The organism is Streptomyces sp. NRRL B-24572, assembly GCF_002156145.1.
In the GTDB taxonomy this organism is placed as follows: Bacteria; Actinomycetota; Actinomycetes; order Streptomycetales; family Streptomycetaceae; genus Streptomyces; species Streptomyces vietnamensis.
Genome location: NZ_MWIG01000198.1, coordinates 1 through 18083 on the forward strand (window position 1 = coordinate 1; position 18083 = coordinate 18083).

Annotated in this window: 15 protein-coding genes and 1 pseudogene; 15 read left to right on the forward strand and 1 reads right to left on the reverse strand. The window is 70.2% G+C overall.

Translation table 11 applies throughout. The features are described from left to right. Positions 1-117: 117 nt before the first annotated feature. Positions 118-528 (forward strand): annotated as a pseudogene (locus CCN56_RS44475) (ABC transporter permease); the annotation flags it as partial. An 85-nt stretch (positions 529-613) separates the two neighbouring features. Here CCN56_RS44475 and CCN56_RS12645 read toward each other — a convergent pair. Continuing rightward, the gene (locus CCN56_RS12645) at positions 614-1495 is read right to left on the reverse strand and encodes a C40 family peptidase (RefSeq protein ID WP_086826511.1); all 882 of its coding nucleotides are present in this window, start codon (positions 1493-1495) and stop codon (positions 614-616) included. A 669-nt stretch (positions 1496-2164) separates the two neighbouring features. Here CCN56_RS12645 and CCN56_RS12650 point away from each other — a divergent pair. The 14 genes from CCN56_RS12650 (at position 2165) to nuoN (ending at position 18027) form a co-directional block, all read left to right on the forward strand. Then, complete coding sequence (locus CCN56_RS12650) at positions 2165-2524, forward strand: NADH-quinone oxidoreductase subunit A (protein WP_019888619.1); 360 nt, start codon at positions 2165-2167, stop codon at positions 2522-2524. Positions 2525-2541: 17 nt separating this feature from the next. Further along, positions 2542-3096 carry an NADH-quinone oxidoreductase subunit B family protein gene (locus tag CCN56_RS12655; RefSeq protein ID WP_024756031.1) on the forward strand — a complete coding sequence of 185 codons (555 nt, stop codon included), beginning with the start codon at positions 2542-2544 and terminating at the stop codon, positions 3094-3096. A gap of 88 nt (positions 3097-3184) precedes the next feature. Continuing rightward, positions 3185-3916, forward strand: coding sequence for an NADH-quinone oxidoreductase subunit C (locus CCN56_RS12660; RefSeq protein ID WP_086826513.1), 732 nt, complete (start codon positions 3185-3187; stop codon positions 3914-3916). Next, positions 3916-5238, forward strand: a complete 1323-nt coding sequence (locus tag CCN56_RS12665) for an NADH-quinone oxidoreductase subunit D (protein ID WP_086826515.1) — start codon at positions 3916-3918, stop codon at positions 5236-5238. The genes CCN56_RS12660 and CCN56_RS12665 overlap by 1 nt, the downstream gene beginning before the upstream one ends. Continuing rightward, a complete protein-coding gene (nuoE, locus tag CCN56_RS12670) occupies positions 5235-5978 on the forward strand; it encodes an NADH-quinone oxidoreductase subunit NuoE (protein ID WP_086826517.1) in 744 nt (247 codons plus the stop codon). The genes CCN56_RS12665 and nuoE overlap by 4 nt, the downstream gene beginning before the upstream one ends. After that, on the forward strand, positions 5975-7324 hold the full coding sequence (nuoF, locus tag CCN56_RS12675; protein WP_086826519.1) for an NADH-quinone oxidoreductase subunit NuoF: 1350 nt from the start codon (positions 5975-5977) through the stop codon (positions 7322-7324). Before nuoE ends, nuoF begins: the two co-directional genes overlap by 4 nt. Further along, on the forward strand, positions 7321-9804 hold the full coding sequence (locus tag CCN56_RS12680) for an NADH-quinone oxidoreductase subunit G (protein WP_086826521.1): 2484 nt from the start codon (positions 7321-7323) through the stop codon (positions 9802-9804). The genes nuoF and CCN56_RS12680 overlap by 4 nt, the downstream gene beginning before the upstream one ends. After that, on the forward strand, positions 9801-11165 hold the full coding sequence (gene nuoH, locus CCN56_RS12685) for an NADH-quinone oxidoreductase subunit NuoH (RefSeq protein WP_086826523.1): 1365 nt from the start codon (positions 9801-9803) through the stop codon (positions 11163-11165). The genes CCN56_RS12680 and nuoH overlap by 4 nt, the downstream gene beginning before the upstream one ends. After that, positions 11140-11736: an NADH-quinone oxidoreductase subunit NuoI gene (gene nuoI, locus CCN56_RS12690; protein ID WP_041130693.1), complete on the forward strand. Its 597-nt coding sequence runs from the start codon at positions 11140-11142 to the stop codon at positions 11734-11736. The genes nuoH and nuoI overlap by 26 nt, the downstream gene beginning before the upstream one ends. Next, entirely contained in the window at positions 11733-12551 is an 819-nt protein-coding gene (locus tag CCN56_RS12695; protein WP_086826525.1) for an NADH-quinone oxidoreductase subunit J, read from the forward strand. Before nuoI ends, CCN56_RS12695 begins: the two co-directional genes overlap by 4 nt. After that, positions 12548-12847 carry an NADH-quinone oxidoreductase subunit NuoK gene (nuoK, locus tag CCN56_RS12700; protein WP_086826527.1) on the forward strand — a complete coding sequence of 100 codons (300 nt, stop codon included), beginning with the start codon at positions 12548-12550 and terminating at the stop codon, positions 12845-12847. The genes CCN56_RS12695 and nuoK overlap by 4 nt, the downstream gene beginning before the upstream one ends. Before the next feature lie 10 nt (positions 12848-12857). Continuing rightward, positions 12858-14795, forward strand: a complete 1938-nt coding sequence (nuoL, locus tag CCN56_RS12705; RefSeq protein ID WP_086826529.1) for an NADH-quinone oxidoreductase subunit L — start codon at positions 12858-12860, stop codon at positions 14793-14795. Positions 14796-14800: 5 nt separating this feature from the next. Then, positions 14801-16381, forward strand: a complete 1581-nt coding sequence (locus CCN56_RS12710; RefSeq protein ID WP_086826530.1) for an NADH-quinone oxidoreductase subunit M — start codon at positions 14801-14803, stop codon at positions 16379-16381. Continuing rightward, positions 16378-18027, forward strand: coding sequence for an NADH-quinone oxidoreductase subunit NuoN (gene nuoN, locus CCN56_RS12715; RefSeq protein ID WP_086826532.1), 1650 nt, complete (start codon positions 16378-16380; stop codon positions 18025-18027). The genes CCN56_RS12710 and nuoN overlap by 4 nt, the downstream gene beginning before the upstream one ends. Positions 18028-18083 lie beyond the last annotated feature (56 nt).

Here is an 18083-nt window from a genome sequence, read left to right on the forward strand (position 1 = left end):
GGCGTCCGGGACGCCGGGGTCTACTGGACGGTCCGGCTCGGCCCGGAGACCACCGTGCGGGCCGCGCCGGTGGGCGACGGCGCGGACGGCGTACCGGTCGACGTGGTCGCCGCCTCCCCGGGGGCGCTGCGGGCGGGGGTCACCGGCGATCTGGACCGGCTGTTCCTGCTGCTCGCCGGGATCTGTCCGGTGATCGGGGCGGTCGGCATCGCCAACACGACCCCGGTCGCGGTCCTGGAGCGGAGCGGTGAGATCGGGCTGCGGCGTGCCCCGGGCGCGCGGGGACGGCACATCACCGCCCGGTTCCTGGCGGAATCGGGCGCTCTGGGCGTGATCGGCGGGCTCGTCGGCACGGCACTGGGGGTGTGCACGGTGATCGGGGTGGCGCCGGTCCGGGACTGGACCCCGGTCGTCCACCCCGCGACCGTCGCCGGGGCCCCGGCGACCGGCCTCGCCACGGGCCTGGTGGCCGGCCTCTACCCGGCCTGGCGGCCGGCCGGGATCGAACCGGCCGAGGCGTCGCGCCGCCGAGGCGCCCGGGACATGCCGGTACGCCGGAGGGCCGTCTCTCCCCCGAGGAGTGACGGCCCTCCGGCGCGACGGTGCGGAGCGATCAGAGGATGCGGACCGCGCCCGAGGGGGTGTCCCAGTCCATGGAGTGCTCGACGACGCCGCTGGACGGGTTCTGCGCGCCGACGTACTTGCCGCCGCCGACGTAGATGGCGACGTGGTACGAGCCGCTGCGGCTGCCCCAGTACAGGATGTCGCCCGGCTGCAGGTTGCTCAGGGAGACCTCGGTGCCCATGCTCGACTGCTCGTACGAGATGCGGGGCAGGTCGATGCCGGCCGCGCGGTAGGCGGCCTGGACGAGGCCGGAGCAGTCCCAGGAGTTGGGGCCGGTGCCGCCGGAGACGTACGCGTCGCCGATCTGGGCGCGGGCGAAGGCCACGATCGCGGCGGCGGAGCCGGTGGGGGCCTGCGTCTGGCTGCTGCCGCTCTCCGAGGCGGTGGAGCCGCTGTCGGACGACGACGAGCCGTTGTCGTTCGACGAGCTCGTGGTGGAGAGCTGGGTGCGCGCGGCGTCGCGGGAGGCGCGCTCCGCGGCCTCCTTGCGCTCCTGCTCGGCCTTGAGGCGGGCCTTCTCGGCGCGCTCGGCCGCGGCCTTGCGCTCGGCCTCGGCCTTCGCCTTCTTGGCCTCCTTGGCGGCCTTGTGGAGCGCCGTGTCCTCCAGCGTCTGGAGGTTCTGGTCGAGGGCCTCCTGCTGGGAGGCCTCCGCGGAGGCGGCGACGGCGCTGGCGAGGCCGCCGGCGGCGTCGAGCGAGCCCAGGGTGGGCATCTCGATGGTCTCGGTCACCGGCTCGGCATTCGCCGGCCCGGCAGCACCGGCCACCGCGATGGTGCCGAGGACGCCACCGGCAACTCCGGCACGGAGCGCGAGCTTCGAGGCGCTGCGGCGGGGCTTCCGGTGGCTGGGTATGTGAGCGGTGTGGGACATGGGTACAACCGCTATCAGGGCTTCACGGTTCCCTTCAAGAAACGTGCGTTGCGCCACAGTTACGTTTGGAACGCCTGAATCCACTTCCGTGGCGGCCTTATTGACGCCGTAACGGGCAAATCGGGCACGGCCCATCCGGCCCTTGATCACGGGTTTTCAATGAAACGCCCGAATTGCCCGACGCTTACCACCTCTTGACGCCGATGGCCAAGCCCTCTTCTTTTGAGGTTCCTGTGAGGTGACGCAGGTCACATCGTCGCCTGACGGACGCTCGTGAATGCGCGCACGCGTCCACCTCCGTACGCCCGACCCCCCGACCGGGCGACGGCCGGTTCCTTTATCACCCGGACGCGTCCATCGCCAATTTGCCTGTAGTGGACAACACTTGATAGTGCGACACCCCTTCCGAGCAGCGATTTCCGGTACGGATGTCACATCTGGTGACCACCTGGGTGCTTCGCGCAACAAGGTCACTGCTCATACGACTTCATGATCCTTCGCCGGGTGGTGGAGATCACAAACTCCTTGCTGTACCCCGTGTCGCAGATCACAGAGGGGCGGGCATAAGATGCGGGGCAGCCGGGCTTGTGAACTGCCTCACATGGGGGCGATCTTTCACGGCCGGCAGTGCGGTCCAACGGTCAAGGACGACTGGAAGGAGCGAGGAGCGTGAATGCGTACGCGCCCGTCCTCGTGCTCGGTGCCCTGGGTGCGGGGTTTGCGATCTTCTCCGTGGTCATGGCCACGCTTATCGGGCCAAAGCGGTACAACAGGGCCAAGCTTGAAGCGTACGAGTGCGGCATCGAGCCGACGCCCACTCCCGCCGGAGGCGGCCGCTTCCCGATCAAGTACTACCTGACGGCGATGCTCTTCATCGTCTTCGACATCGAGATCGTCTTCCTCTACCCCTGGGCCGTCACCTTCGACGCCCTGGGGCTTTTCGGGCTCGTGGAGATGCTGCTCTTCGTGCTCACCGTCTTCGTCGCCTACGCGTACGTGTGGCGGCGCGGCGGCCTGGAATGGGACTGAGGGGCTGAGGGGCACCTATGGGACTCGAAGAGAAACTCCCGAGCGGCTTTCTGCTGACGACGGTCGAACAGGCCGCGGGCTGGGTGCGCAAGGCGTCCGTGTTCCCCGCGACCTTCGGCCTCGCCTGCTGCGCCATCGAGATGATGACCACCGGAGCCGGCCGGTACGACCTGGCCCGCTTCGGCATGGAGGTCTTCCGCGGTTCGCCGCGCCAGGCCGACCTGATGATCGTGGCCGGCCGGGTGAGCCAGAAGATGGCGCCCGTCCTGCGGCAGGTCTACGACCAGATGCCCAACCCCAAGTGGGTCATCTCCATGGGCGTCTGCGCCTCCTCGGGCGGCATGTTCAACAACTACGCGATCGTCCAGGGCGTCGACCACATCGTGCCGGTCGACATCTACCTGCCCGGTTGCCCGCCGCGTCCGGAGATGCTCCTGGACGCGATCCTCAAGCTCCACCAGAAGATCCAGACCTCCAAGCTCGGCGTGAACGCCGAGGAGGCGGCCCGCGAGGCGGAGGAGGCGGCGCTCAAGGCGCTGCCGACGATCGAACTGAAGGGTCTGCTGAGGTGACCGACGCACGCGCGGCCGCCGGGCCGCAGACGACAACGACGACCGCACCTCTGCGCCGCGTGGGCGGAGAAGGGAACAGGGCTGCACAGTGAGCGACGAAACACCGAACCCCGAGAAGGACCTCAGCGCGCAGAACCTGCCCGGTCAGCGCGGGGACCACGGCGAGGAGGTCCGCGTCCAGCGTGGCATGTTCGGCGCCAACAACGGCGGCGACACCTCCGGCTACGGCGGCCTCGTCCGCTCCGTCCGGCTCCCCGGCCCGGCCACCCGCCCGTACGGCGGCTGGTTCGACGAGGTCGCCGACGAGCTGGAGGGCGCCCTGGAGGAGCAGGGACTCCTCCCGGAGAACGCCATCGAGAAGACGGTCGTCGACCGCGGCGAGCTCACCTTCCACATCGAGCGCGAGCACCTCGTCCGCGTGGCCCGCACCCTGCGCGACGACCCGGCCCTGCGCTTCGAGCTGTGTACGGGCGTCTCCGGCGTCCACTACCCGGGCGACAAGGGCCGCGAGCTGCACGCCGTCTACCACCTGCGCTCGCTGACCCACGGCCGGCTGATCCGCCTGGAGGTCTCGGCCCCCGACGCCGACCCGAGGATCCCCACGCTCACCGCCGTCTACCCGACGAACGACTGGCACGAGCGCGAGACGTACGACTTCTTCGGCATCGTCTTCGACGGCCACCCCGCCCTCACCCGGATCATGATGCCGGACGACTGGCAGGGCCACCCGCAGCGCAAGGACTACCCCCTCGGCGGCATCGCCGTCGAGTACAAGGGCGCCCAGATCCCGGCTCCGGACCAGCGGAGGTCGTACAGCTGATGTCCACCGAACACGCGTCTCCCCGCGAGACGACCGAAGGCGCCGTCTACACGGTGACCGGCGGCGACTGGGAAGAGGTCGTCCAGTCCGCCGCGAAGGCCGACGACGAGCGCATCATCGTCAACATGGGCCCCCAGCACCCCTCCACCCACGGCGTGCTCCGCCTGATCCTGGAGATCGACGGCGAGACCGTCACCGAGGCCCGCTGCGGCATCGGCTACCTCCACACCGGCATCGAGAAGAACCTCGAGTACCGGACCTGGACGCAGGGCACCACCTTCGTCACGCGCATGGACTACCTCACCTCGTTCTACAACGAGACGGCGTACTGCCTGGGCGTGGAGAAGCTCCTCGGCGTCACCGAGCAGATCCCGGACCGCGCGAGCGTCATCCGGGTCCTGCTCATGGAGCTGAACCGGCTCTCCTCGCACCTGGTGTGCATCGCCACCGGCGGCATGGAGCTCGGCGCCACCACGATCATGATCTACGGCTTCCGGGACCGCGAGATGATCCTGGACCTGTACGAGCTGATCACCGGCCTGCGCATGAACCACGCGTTCATCCGCCCCGGCGGCCTCGCCCAGGACCTCCCGCCCGGCGCCGTCGACGCCGTGCGCGAGTTCGTGAAGACCATGAAGAAGAACCTGCCGGAGTACGACAAGCTCGCCACCGGCAACCCCATCTTCAAGGCCCGCATGCAGGACGTCGGCTACCTCGACCTCACCGGCTGCATGGCCCTCGGCGCCACCGGGCCGATCCTCCGCTCGGCGGGCCTCCCGCACGACCTGCGGAAGACCGACCCGTACTGCGGCTACGAGAACTACGACTTCGAGATCCCGACCGCCGACACCTGCGACTCCTACGGACGCTTCCTCGTCCGCCTGGAGGAGATGCGGCAGTCCCTGCGGATCGTCGAGCAGTGCCTCGACCGCCTGGCGCCAGGACCGGTCATGGTCGGCGACAAGAAGATCGCCTGGCCGGCGCAGCTCGCCCTCGGCCCGGACGGCCTCGGCAACTCCACCGACCACATCGCGAAGATCATGGGCACCTCCATGGAGGCCCTGATCCACCACTTCAAGCTGGTCACCGAGGGCTTCCGGGTCCCGGCCGGGCAGGCCTACGCGGCCGTCGAGTCCCCCAAGGGCGAGCTCGGCGTCCACGTCGTCTCCGACGGCGGCACCCGCCCGTACCGGGTCCACTTCCGCGACCCGTCCTTCACCAACCTCCAGGCCATGGCCGCGATGTGCGAGGGCGGCCAGGTCGCCGACGTCATCGTCGCCGTCGCCTCCATCGACCCCGTGATGGGAGGCGTCGACCGATGACGGAGAACATCAGCCTCGGGATGCCCCGGCTTCCCGCGCCCCCGTACCCGGCGGACGTCCACGCCCGGCTCACCGAGGACGCGAAGGCGATCATCGCCCGCTACCCGGACTCCCGCTCCGCGCTCCTGCCGATGCTGCACCTCGTGCAGTCGGAGGAGGGCCACGTGACCCGTACCGGCATGGCCTTCTGCGCCGACACCCTCGGCCTGACCACCGCCGAGGTCACCGCCGTCGCCACCTTCTACACGATGTACCGGCGCAAGCCCTCCGGCGACTACCAGGTCGGCGTCTGTACGAACACGCTCTGCGCGGTCATGGGCGGCGACGCCATCTTCGAGGAACTCAAGCAGCACCTCGGCGTCGGCAACGACGAGACCACCGAGGACGGCAAGATCACCCTCGAACACATCGAGTGCAACGCGGCCTGCGACTTCGCACCCGTCGTGATGGTCAACTGGGAGTTCTTCGACAACCAGACGCCCGAGTCCGCCAAGAAGATGGTCGACGACCTCCGGGCCGGACGCACCGTCGAACCCACCCGCGGCGCCCCGCTCTGCACCTTCAAGGAGACCGCCCGCATCCTCGCCGGCTTCCCCGACGAGCGCCCCGGCGCCGTCGAGGCCACCGGCGGAGCCGGGCCCGCCTCCCTCGTCGGGCTGCGCCTGGCCAAGGGCGAGAAGCCGCACCACCGAATCGTCCACCCGCGTGGTGAGACCTCCGGACAGGAGGGGGAGGAATGACCTTGGCCGCCGAGATCAACAACAGCAGTCCCGAGAAGCTGCTCGCACCCGTCCTGTCGGCCTTCTGGGACCAGCCCGACTCCTGGACCCTGGAGACCTACCGGCGGCACGAGGGCTACGAGGGCCTGCGCAAGGCCCTCGCGATGAGCCCCGACGACCTCATCGCGTACGTCAAGGAATCCGGCCTCCGCGGACGCGGCGGCGCCGGCTTCCCCACCGGCATGAAGTGGCAGTTCATCCCGCAGGGCGACGGCAAGCCCCACTACCTCGTCGTCAACGCCGACGAGTCGGAGCCCGGCACCTGCAAGGACATCCCCCTCCTCTTCGCCAACCCGCACTCCCTCATCGAGGGCATCGTGATCGCCTGCTACGCGATCCGCTCGAACCACGCCTTCATCTATCTGCGCGGCGAGGTCGTCCCCGTCCTGCGCCGCCTGCACGAGGCCGTCCGCGAGGCCTACGCCGCCGGCTACCTCGGCACGAACATCCTCGGCAGCGGACTCGACCTCGAACTCACCGTGCACGCCGGCGCCGGCGCGTACATCTGCGGTGAGGAGACCGCACTGCTCGACTCGCTCGAAGGGCGCCGCGGCCAGCCCCGGCTGCGACCCCCCTTCCCCGCGGTCGCCGGTCTGTACGCCTGCCCCACTGTGGTGAACAACGTCGAATCCATCGCCTCGGTTCCCGCGATCCTGAACAAGGGCAAGGACTGGTTCACGTCGATGGGCAGCGAGAAGTCCCCGGGCTTCACGCTGTACTCGCTCAGCGGGCACGTCGCCTCGCCCGGCCAGTACGAGGCCCCCCTCGGCATCACCCTGCGCCAGCTCCTCGACATGAGCGGCGGCATGCGCCCCGGCCACCGGCTCAAGTTCTGGACGCCCGGCGGCTCCTCCACCCCGATGTTCACCGACGAGCACCTCGACGTGCCCCTCGACTACGAGGGCGTCGGCGCCGCCGGCTCCATGCTCGGCACCAAGGCGCTCCAGTGCTTCGACGAGACCACCTGCGTCGTCCGGGCCGTCACCCGCTGGACCGAGTTCTACGCCCACGAGTCCTGCGGCAAGTGCACACCCTGCCGCGAGGGCACGTACTGGCTCGTCCAGCTGCTCCGCGACATCGAGGCGGGCAAGGGCCAGATGTCCGACCTCGACAAGCTGGGCGACATCGCCGACAACATCAACGGCAAGTCGTTCTGCGCCCTCGGCGACGGCGCCGCCTCGCCGATCTTCTCCTCCCTGAAGTACTTCCGCGAGGAGTACGAGCAGCACATCACGGGCAAGGGCTGCCCCTTCGACCCGGCCAAGTCGACCGCCTGGGCGGACAACCACAAGGAGGTGACCGCATGACCGTCATCGCGTCCACGCCCAGCGGCGGCGGCAGCCCGGCCGTACCGCCGGAGGACCTCGTCACGCTGACCATCGACGGCGTCGAGATCTCCGTCCCCAAGGGGACCCTGGTCATCCGCGCCGCCGAACAGCTCGGCATCGAGATCCCGCGCTTCTGCGACCACCCGCTCCTCGACCCCGCCGGCGCCTGCCGCCAGTGCATCGTCGAGGTCGAGGGCCAGCGCAAGCCCATGGCCTCCTGCACCATCACCTGCACCGACGGCATGGTGGTGAAGTCGCAGCTGACCTCGCCCGTCGCCGAGAAGGCCCAGCACGGCGTGATGGAGCTGCTGCTCGTCAACCACCCGCTCGACTGCCCGGTCTGCGACAAGGGCGGCGAGTGCCCCCTGCAGAACCAGGCCATGTCCCACGGACAGGCCGAGTCCCGCTTCGAGGGCGTCAAGCGGACCTACGAGAAGCCGATCCCGATCTCCACGCAGGTGCTCCTCGACCGCGAGCGGTGCGTCCTGTGCGCCCGCTGCACCCGCTTCTCCAACCAGGTCGCGGGCGACCCGATGATCGAGCTCATCGAGCGCGGCGCGCTCCAGCAGGTCGGCACCGGCGAGGGCGACCCCTTCGAGTCGTACTTCTCCGGCAACACCATCCAGATCTGCCCGGTCGGCGCCCTCACCTCGGCCGCCTACCGCTTCCGCTCCCGCCCCTTCGACCTGGTCTCCTCGCCGTCCGTCTGCGAGCACTGCGCCGGCGGCTGCGCCACCCGCACCGACCACCGGCGCGGCAAGGTCATGCGGCGGCTCGCCGCCGAGGACCCCGAGGTCAACGAGGAGTGGATCTGCGACAAGGGCCGCTTCGGCTTCCGGTACGCCCAGCAGCGCGACCGGCTCACCACCCCGCTCGTACGGAACGCCGACACCGGTGAGCTGGAGCCCGCGTCCTGGCCCGAGGCCCTGGAGGCCGCCGCCCGCGGGCTCGTCCGCGGCCGGACCGGCGTCCTGACCGGCGGCAGGCTGACCGTCGAGGACTCCTACGCGTACGCCAAGTTCGCCCGGGTCGCCCTCGACACCAACGACATCGACTTCCGGGCCCGGATCCACTCCGGCGAGGAGGCCGACTTCCTGGCCTCAGCCGTCGCGGGCCGGGGACGCGACCTGGACGGCTCGGGTGTCACGTACACCTCGCTGGAGGCCGCGCCCGCCGTACTCCTGGTCGGCCTGGAGTCCGAGGAGGAGGCGCCCGGCGTCTTCCTGCGGCTCCGCAAGGCCTGGCGCAAGCACGGCCAGAAGACGTACGCCGTCGCCCCGTTCGCGACCCGGGGCCTGGAGAAGGCGGGCGGCACGCTGCTGCCGGCCGCCCCCGGCACCGAGACCGAGTGGCTCGACGCCCTCACCTCCCGGGTGGGGCTCTCCGAGGACGGCGCCGCCGCGGCCGAGGCCCTCCGCCAGGAGGGCGCGGTCATCGCCGTCGGCGAGCGGCTCGCGGGCGTGCCCGGCGCGCTCACCGCCGCCCTGCGCGCCTCCGTCGCCACCGGCGCCCGCCTCGTGTGGATCCCGCGCCGCGCGGGTGAGCGCGGAGCCGTCGAGGCCGGCGCGCTCCCGGCGCTGCTGCCGGGCGGCCGGCCCGCGACCGATCCCCGCGCGCGTGAGGAGGTCGCCGCCGCCTGGGGCGTCCGCGAACTCCCGCACCGCTACGGCCGCGACACCGGACAGATCCTGGAGGCCGCCGCCGGCGGCGAACTCGCCGCGCTGCTCGTCGCAGGCGTCGAGGTCGTCGACCTGCCGGACCCGGCACGCGCGCGTGAGGCCCTCGACACGGCCTTCGTGGTCTCCCTGGAGCTGCGGCCGAGCGAGGTCACCGAGCGCGCCGACGTGGTCCTGCCGGTCGCGGCCGTCGCCGAGAAGCCCGGCACCTTCCTCAACTGGGAGGGCAGGGCCCGGCTCTTCGAGGCCGCGCTCAAGCCCGAGCAGATGACGAGGCCGCTCGCGCCGAGCGACGCCCGCGTCCTCCACATGCTGGCCGACGCCCTCGACGTCCACCTCGGCCTGCCCGACCTGCGGTCGGCCCGCCGGGAGCTGGACCGGCTCGGCGGCTGGACCGAGGAGCGGGCGACCGAGCCCAGCTCGCCCGGTCAGCCGGCGCCCCGGCCCGGCGAGGGCGAGGCCGTCCTCGCAGGACACCGCCTCCTCCTCGACCTGGGCAGGCTCCAGGAGGGCGACGCCGCCCTGGCCGGCACCCGGCACGCAGCGGTCGCCCGGCTCTCCGCCGCCACCGCCGCCGACACCGGCGTCAAGGACGGCGACGTCCTGGAGGTGACCGGCCCCGCGGGCTCCGTCGCCTTCCCGCTCCAGATCACCGAGATGCCCGACCGCGTCGTCTGGCTCCCGCTGAACTCGAAGGGCCGGGGCGTTCCCTCCGACACCGGCGCCCACCCCGGCGACCTGGTCCGCATCGGCCCGGCGACCTCGCAGGAGGTGCAGGCATGACCCCGAACGTCCTCGCGGCCGAAGACCTGTCCATGTTCGGCACGGACCCCTGGTGGCTCGTGCTGATCAAGGCGGTCTTCTGCTTCGCCTTCCTGATGGTCACCGTGCTCTTCTCCATCGTGTGGGAGCGCAAGGTCGTCGCCTGGATGCAGCTGCGCGTCGGCCCCAACCGGCACGGCCCCTGGGGCATGCTCCAGTCCCTCGCGGACGGCATCAAGCTGATGCTCAAGGAGGACGTGATCGTCAGGAAGGCCGACAAGGTCGTCTACGTCCTCGCCCCGATCGTCGCCGCGATCCCCGCGTTCATGGCGATCGCCGTGATCCCCTTCGGTCCGGCCGGCAACGAGGTCTCGATCTTCGGCCACCGCACGGCGATGCAGCTCACCGACCTGCCGATCGCGATGCTGTACGTCCTCGCGGTCGCCTCCGTCGGCATCTACGGCATCGTCCTCGCCGGCTGGTCCTCCGGCTCCACGTACCCGCTGCTCGGCGGCCTCCGCTCCTGCGCGCAGATGATCTCGTACGAGATCGCCATGGGCGCGGCCTTCGCCTCCGTCTTCCTCTACTCCGGGTCGATGTCGACCTCGAAGATCGTCGAGGCGCAGGCGGACCGCTGGTTCGTGATCCTGCTGCCGGTCTCGTTCATCATCTACATCGTCACGATGGTCGGCGAGACCAACCGCGCCCCCTTCGACATGCCGGAGTCCGAGGGCGACCTCGTCGGCGGCTTCAACACCGAGTACTCGTCCATCAAGTTCGCGATGTTCATGCTCGCCGAGTACGTGAACATGGTGACGGTCTCGGCCGTGTCGGTGACCCTCTTCCTGGGCGGCTGGCGGGCCCCGTACCCGATCTCCACCTTCTGGGAGGGCGCGAACCACGGCTGGTGGCCGATGCTCTGGTTCGTCATCAAGGTGCAGCTGCTGCTGTTCTTCTTCATCTGGCTCCGCGGCACCCTGCCCCGCGTCCGCTACGACCAGCTGATGAAGCTCGGCTGGAAGGTCCTCATCCCGGTCGCCGTGGTCTGGCTGATGCTGGTCGCCACCGTCCGCGCGCTGCGGAACGAGAACATCGCCTTCTCCAACATCGTGCTGTACGTGGCCGGTGCCGTCCTCGCGCTGCTCCTCCTCTCCTTCCTGTACGACGCGTTCCGCGACCGGAAGGCGAAGGAGGCCGCGGCCGGACCCGCCGAGGAGCGGGCCTTCGACCCGATGGCGGGCGGCTTCCCCGTACCGCCCAAGCCCGGACAGTCCCTGCCGCCCGTGCCGCGGCGCAGGCCCCGGCACGAACGGGACCTCGTTGTCAGTGGCGGCCCCGATACTGCTACCGAGAGTGATGAAAGGGGGACGGACGGTGTCTGATTTCCAGAATCCGGTGGCCGGCTTCGGCGTGACCTTCAAGGCCATGTTCAAGAAGCGGCTGACCGAGCAGTACCCGGAGCAGCAGAAGACGACGGCGCCCCGCTTCCACGGCCGGCACCAGCTCAACCGTCACCCCGACGGCCTGGAGAAGTGCGTCGGCTGCGAGCTGTGCGCCTGGGCCTGTCCCGCCGACGCGATCTACGTGGAGGGCGCGGACAACACCGACGAGGAGCGCTACTCGCCGGGCGAGCGGTACGGCCGCGTGTACCAGATCAACTACGCCCGCTGCATCCTGTGCGGACTGTGCATCGAGGCGTGCCCCACGCGCGCGCTGACGATGACCAACGAGTTCGAGCTGGCCGACTCCTCCCGCGAGGCCCTGATCTACACCAAGGAGCAGCTCCTCGCGGGCCTGGAGGAGGAGATGGTCGACACCCCGCACGCGATCTTCCCGGGGATGACCGAGCAGGACTACTACAAGGGCCTGGTCACCGGGGCCGCGCCCGGGACCGTCCGTCAGGTCGCGGTGTCCAAGGGGGAGAAGGGCGAGCCGGAGGGGGCGGACGCATGAGCGCGAACCTCGCGGCGTACACGACGTCCTCCGGTGAGGCCTTCCAGTTCTGGGTCCTCGGCACCGTCGCCGTCGTCGGCGCGCTGTCCACGGTCCTGATGAAGAAGGCCGTGCACTCGGCGCTCTCCCTCGCCGGGACCATGATCGTCCTGGCGGTCTTCTACCTCGCCAACGGCGCGTACTTCCTCGGCATCGTCCAGATCGTCGTCTACACCGGCGCGATCATGATGCTCTTCCTCTTCGTCGTCATGCTGGTCGGCGTCACGGCCGCGGACTCGCTGAAGGAGACCATCAAGGGGCAGCGCTGGTGGGCCGTCGCCTGCGGTCTCGGCTTCGGCATCCTGCTCGCCGCCGGCATCGGCAACGCCTCGCTGACGGAGTTCGCCGGCCTCGGCACGGCCAACAGCGCGCACGGCGGGAACGTCGAGGGCCTCGCCGCCCTCATCTTCACCAAGTACGTCTTCGCCTTCGAGATCACCGGCGCGCTGCTGATCACCGCCGCCGTCGGCGCGATGGTGCTCACCCACCGGGAGCGCACCGAGCGGGCCCGCACCCAGCGCGAGCTCTCCGAGCAGCGCGTGCGCGAGGGCAAGCACGTGCCGCCGCTGCCCGCGCCCGGTGTGTACGCCCGGCACAACGCCGTCGACATCGCCGGTCTGCTGCCCGACGGCACCCCGGCGGAGCTCACCGTCATGGGGACCCTGCGCAAGCGGGGCCAGATCCGGGACGTGTCCCACGAGGCGCTCTCGGACCTCAAGGCCCTGGAGCAGCGCTCGGCGGAGCGCCTGGGCCGCGAAGAGGAGGCTTCCCGGTGAATCCCGTCAACTACCTGTACCTCGCCGCCCTGCTGTTCACCATCGGTGCGGTCGGGGTGCTGATCCGGCGCAACGCGATCGTCCTGTTCATGTGCGTGGAGCTCATGCTCAACGCCTGCAACCTCGCGTTCGTCACCTTCTCCCGCATGCACGGCAACCTCGACGGCCAGATCATCGCCTTCTTCACGATGGTCGTCGCCGCCGCGGAGGTCGTCGTCGGGCTCGCGATCATCGTGTCCGTCTTCCGTGCCCGCCACTCGGCCTCGGTCGACGACGCCAGCCTGATGAAGCTGTGAGGGGCTGACCGTGGAAAATCTCATTGCGCTGCTCATCGGGGCGCCCCTGCTCGGGGCGGCGGTGCTGCTCTGCGGCGGCCGGCGGCTCGACAGGACCGGGCACTGGCTCGGCACGCTCCTCGCGGGCGTGTCCTTCGTGATCGGCCTGGCGCTCTTCGCCGACATGCTCGGCAAGAGCGCCGACGACCGGGCCCTGCACCAGACGCTCTACACCTGGATCCCCGTCGAGGGCTTCCAGGCGGACATGGCCTTCCAGCTCGACCAGCTGTCGATGACCTTCGTCCTGCTGATCACCGGGGTCGGCACGCTCATCCACGTCTACTCCATCGGCTACATGGAGCACGACGAGCGCCGCCGCCGCTTCTTCGGCTACCTCAACCTGTTCGTCGCGGCGATGCTCCTGCTCGTCCTCGCCGACAACTACCTGCTCCTGTACTTCGGCTGGGAGGGCGTCGGCCTCGCCTCGTACCTCCTGATCGGCTTCTGGCAGCACAAGCCCACCGCGGCCACCGCCGCGAAGAAGGCCTTCCTGGTCAACCGGGTCGGCGACATGGGCCTCTCCATCGCCATCATGATCATGTTCACCACCTTCGGCACCTTCGCCTTCGGGCCGGTCCTGGAGGCGAGCGGACAGGCCTCCGAGGGCAAGCTGACCGCGATCGGCCTGATGCTGCTCCTCGCCGCCTGCGGCAAGTCGGCCCAGGTGCCGCTGCAGTCCTGGCTCGGGGACGCGATGGAGGGCCCGACCCCGGTCTCGGCCCTCATCCACGCGGCCACGATGGTGACCGCCGGCGTCTACCTGATCGTCCGCTCCGCCGACATCTTCAACGCCGCGCCGGACGCCCAGCTCGTCGTCACCGTCGTCGGCGCCGTCACGCTCCTCTTCGGTGCGATCGTCGGTTGCGCGAAGGACGACATCAAGAAGGCCCTCGCCGGTTCGACGATGTCGCAGATCGGCTACATGATCCTGGCGGCCGGCCTCGGCCCCATCGGCTACGTCTTCGCGATCATGCACCTGGTCACGCACGGCTTCTTCAAGGCCGGGCTCTTCCTCGGTGCCGGCTCCGTCATGCACGGCATGAACGACGAGGTCGACATGCGGAAGTACGGCGGCCTGCGGAAGTACATGCCGGTCACCTTCGTCACCTTCGGCCTCGGCTACCTCGCGATCATCGGCTTCCCCGGTCTGTCCGGCTTCTTCTCCAAGGACAAGATCATCGAGGCGGCCTTCGCCAAGGGCGGCACCGAGGGCTGGATCCTCGGCGCGGTCACCCTGCTCGGCGCGGCCATCACCGCGTACTACATGACCCGCGTGATGCTGATGACCTTCTTCGGCGAGAAGCGCTGGCAGCCGGCGCCGGACCCGGCGACCGCCCCGGGCGTCGAGCCCGGTGCCGAGGCGGCCCCCGGCGAGATGCCGCACCCGCACGAGTCGCCGAAGTCCATGGTGATCCCGATGGTGCTCCTCGCCGTCGGCTCGGTCGCCGCGGGCGCCTTCTTCGAGTTCGCCGGGTTCGTCGAGTGGCTGGAGCCGGTCACCGGCTTCGCGCACGGCCACTCGCCGATCAGCGCCGGAGCGGTCACCGCCGCCACCGTCGCCGTCATGGTGATCGGCGTCGGCCTCGCGTACCTCCAGTACGGCCGCAGGCCCGTCCCGGTGGTCGCCCCGCGCGGCTCGCTCCTCACCCGGGCCGCCCGCCGCGACCTGCTCCAGGACGACTTCAACCACGCCGTCTTCGTCACCGGCGGCACGCACCTGACCCGCTCGCTGGTCTACGTCGACCACAGCCTGGTCGACGGCGTCGTCAACGGCACCGCGGCCTCCGTCGGCGGACTCTCCGGCCGGCTGCGCAAGCTCCAGAACGGCTACGCCCGCTCGTACGCGGTCTCCATGTTCGGAGGTACGGCGGTGCTGATCGCCGCGACCCTGCTGATGAGGGCGGTGTAACTGTCATGTCCTTCCCGCTCCTTACGGCGACGGCAGCGGTGCCCGCGGTGGGCGCCGTGCTCACCGCGGCCGTGCCCGCCGCCCGGCGCACCGCCGCCAAGTGGCTGGCGCTGCTCGTCTCGCTCGTCACGCTGGCGCTCGCCGCCGTCGTCTGGGCACAGTTCGAGCCCGGCGGCGACCGGTACCAGCTGACCGAGTCCCACTCCTGGATCAAGGACTTCGGCGTCCGGTACGAGCTCGGCGTCGACGGCATCGGGGTGGCGCTCATCGCGCTCACCGCGCTGCTGATCCCGTTCATCGTCCTGGCCGGCTGGCACGACGCCGACCCCTTGGAGACCTCCTCGAAGAGGTGGCGGCCGACGCAGGGCTTCTTCGCCCTGATCCTCATGGTCGAGGCGATGGTGATCCTCTCCTTCGAGGCCACCGACGTCTTCCTCTTCTACATCCTGTTCGAAGCCATGCTCATCCCGATGTACTTCCTCATCGGCGGCTTCGGCGACCGCGCCCACACGGGCTCCGACGAGAACGCGGCGGCCCAGCGCTCGTACGCGGCGGTCAAGTTCCTGCTCTACAACCTCGTCGGCGGCCTGATCATGCTGGCCGCGGTCATCGGGCTCTACGTGGTCGCGGGGAACTTCTCGCTCACCGAGATCGCCGAGGCCCGGGCCAACGGCTCGCTCGACATGGCCACCAACACCGAGCGGCTGCTGTTCCTCGGCTTCTTCTTCGCCTTCGCGGTGAAGGCGCCGCTGTGGCCGCTGCACACCTGGCTGCCGAACGCGATGGGGGAGGCCACCGCCCCGGTCGCCGTCCTCATCACCGCCGTCGTCGACAAGGTCGGCACCTTCGCGATGCTCCGCTTCTGCCTCGGCCTCTTCCCCGAGGCGAGCAAGTGGGCCACCCCCGCGATCGTCGTCCTGGCGCTCATCAGCATCGTCTACGGCGCGCTGCTCGCGGTCGGCCAGCGGGACATCAAGCGCCTGGTCGCCTACGCGTCGATCTCGCACTTCGGCTTCATCATCCTGGGCATCTTCGCGATGACCAGCCAGGGCCAGTCCGGCGCCACGCTCTACATGGTCAACCACGGCATCTCGACCGCCGCGCTGATGCTCGTCGCCGGGTTCCTCATCTCCCGGCGCGGCTCGCGGCTCATCGCCGACTACGGCGGTGTGCAGAAGGTCGCCCCCGTGCTCGCCGGCACCTTCCTGATCGGCGGCCTCGCGACCCTGTCGCTGCCCGGACTCGCCCCGTTCGTCAGCGAGTTCCTCGTCCTGGTCGGCGCCTTCGAGCGCTACCCGGTGGCCGGCGTCATCGCCACCACCGGCATCGTCCTCGCCGCGCTCTACACCCTCGTCCTGTACCAGCGGACGATGACCGGGCCGGTGAAGGAGGAGGTGCGGGCGCTGCCCGACCTGCGGGCGCGCGAGCTGGCCGTGGTCGTGCCGCTGATCGCCGTCCTGATCTTCCTCGGCGTCTTCCCGAAGCCGCTGACGGACGTCGTCAACCCGGCCGTGCAGCACACCATGTCCGACGTCCAGCAGAAGGACCCCCAGCCCCAGATTCAGAACGTGGAGGCGGCCAAGTGAGTTCCATGGCTGTCCACAGCTTGTGGACGACGGCTGCCGGGCCGCTCGACAAGATCCCGGCGCCCCACATCGAGTACACGCAGCTCTCGCCCGTGCTCATCGTGCTCGGCGCCGCGGTCGTCAGCGTCCTCGTCGAGGCCTTCGTGCCCCGCAAGGCCCGCTACCACAGCCAGGTCTTCCTCTCCGTCGCCGCGCTCGCCACCGCCTTCGCCGCCATCGTCGGCCTGGCGGCGGGCGGTTACGGCTCCACCAAGGCCCACATCGCGGCCATGGGCGCCGTCGCCGTCGACGGACCCGCCCTGTTCCTCCAGGGCACCATTCTCCTCGCCTCCATCGTGGCGGTCTTCACCTTCGCCGAGCGCAGGCTCGACCCGGCCGACCACGGCCACAAGGTCGACTCCTTCGCCGCCGAGGCCGCCGCCGTCCCCGGCAGCGAGCACGAGAAGGCCGCCGTCAAGGCGGGCTTCACCACCACCGAGGTCTTCCCGCTCGCGCTCTTCGCGATCTCCGGCATGCTGGTCTTCCCGGCGGCCAACGACCTCCTGACGCTCTTCGTCGCCCTGGAGGTCTTCTCCCTCCCGCTGTACCTGCTCTGCGCCGTCGCCCGCCGCAAGCGGCTGATGTCGCAGGAGGCGGCCGTCAAGTACTTCCTGCTCGGCGCCTTCTCCTCGGCCTTCCTGCTCTTCGGGATCGCCCTGCTCTACGGCTACGCGGGCTCCGTCTCGTACGCGACGATCGCCCGGGTCGTCGACGGCTCGATCGGCGCCGTCGACCCGGCGCTCGCCGACACCATGGGCAACGACGCGCTGCTGCTCATCGGCTTCGCCATGGTCCTCGTGGGGCTCCTCTTCAAGGTCGGCGCCGTGCCGTTCCACATGTGGACCCCGGACGTCTACCAGGGCGCCCCCACCCCGGTCACCGGCTTCATGGCCGCCGCCACCAAGGTCGCCGCCTTCGGCGCCCTGCTCCGCCTGCTCTACGTGGTGCTCCCCGGTCTCACCTGGGACTGGCGGCCGGTCATGTGGGGCGTCGCCATCGTCACCATGCTGGGCGGTGCGATCGTCGCCATCACCCAGACCGACATCAAGCGGCTCCTGGCGTACTCGTCGATCGCGCACGCGGGCTTCCTGCTCGCCGGTGTCATCGCGGCCACCCCGAGCGGGATCTCGTCCGTCCTCTTCTACCTGGGGGCGTACTCCTTCGTGACGATCGGAGCCTTCGCCGTCGTCACCCTGGTCCGGGACGCGGGCGGCGAGGCCACCCACCTGTCCAAGTGGGCCGGACTCGGCCGTCGTTCGCCGCTCGTCGCGGCGGTCTTCGCGGTCTTCCTGCTCGCCTTCGCCGGCATTCCGCTGACCTCCGGCTTCTCCGGGAAGTTCGCGGTCTTCAAGGCGGCGGCGGACGGCGGCGCGGGCGCGCTCGTCGTGGTCGGTGTGATCTCCTCGGCGATCGCCGCGTTCTTCTACATCCGGGTCATCGTGCTCATGTTCTTCAGCGAGCCGAAGGCGGACGGCCCGACGGTCGCCGTGCCCTCGGCCCTGACGAGCCTCACGATCGCCACGGGCGTCGTGGTCACCCTGGTCCTCGGTCTCGCCCCGCAGTACTTCCTGGACCTGGCGAACCAGGCGAGCGTGTTCGTCCGGTAGCACCGGCGGTACGCGTGAAGGGCCCGGCTCGGGGGCGAGCCGGGCCCTTCGACGCG

Excerpts from the sequence above, each read along its gene's own strand:
- nuoI (WP_041130693.1), top strand. The coding sequence starts at position 11,140 with ATGAAAGGGGGACGGACGGTGTCTGATTTCCAGAATCCGGTGGCCGGC.
- nuoF (WP_086826519.1), top strand. The coding sequence starts at position 5,975 with ATGACCTTGGCCGCCGAGATCAACAACAGCAGTCCCGAGAAGCTGCTC.
- CCN56_RS12695 (WP_086826525.1), top strand. The coding sequence starts at position 11,733 with ATGAGCGCGAACCTCGCGGCGTACACGACGTCCTCCGGTGAGGCCTTC.
- CCN56_RS12665 (WP_086826515.1), top strand. The coding sequence starts at position 3,916 with ATGTCCACCGAACACGCGTCTCCCCGCGAGACGACCGAAGGCGCCGTC.
- CCN56_RS12655 (WP_024756031.1), top strand. The coding sequence starts at position 2,542 with ATGGGACTCGAAGAGAAACTCCCGAGCGGCTTTCTGCTGACGACGGTC.
- CCN56_RS12710 (WP_086826530.1), top strand. The coding sequence starts at position 14,801 with ATGTCCTTCCCGCTCCTTACGGCGACGGCAGCGGTGCCCGCGGTGGGC.
- CCN56_RS12680 (WP_086826521.1), top strand. The coding sequence starts at position 7,321 with ATGACCGTCATCGCGTCCACGCCCAGCGGCGGCGGCAGCCCGGCCGTA.
- nuoH (WP_086826523.1), top strand. The coding sequence starts at position 9,801 with ATGACCCCGAACGTCCTCGCGGCCGAAGACCTGTCCATGTTCGGCACG.
- CCN56_RS12645 (WP_086826511.1), bottom strand. The coding sequence starts at position 1,495 with ATGTCCCACACCGCTCACATACCCAGCCACCGGAAGCCCCGCCGCAGC.
- nuoE (WP_086826517.1), top strand. The coding sequence starts at position 5,235 with ATGACGGAGAACATCAGCCTCGGGATGCCCCGGCTTCCCGCGCCCCCG.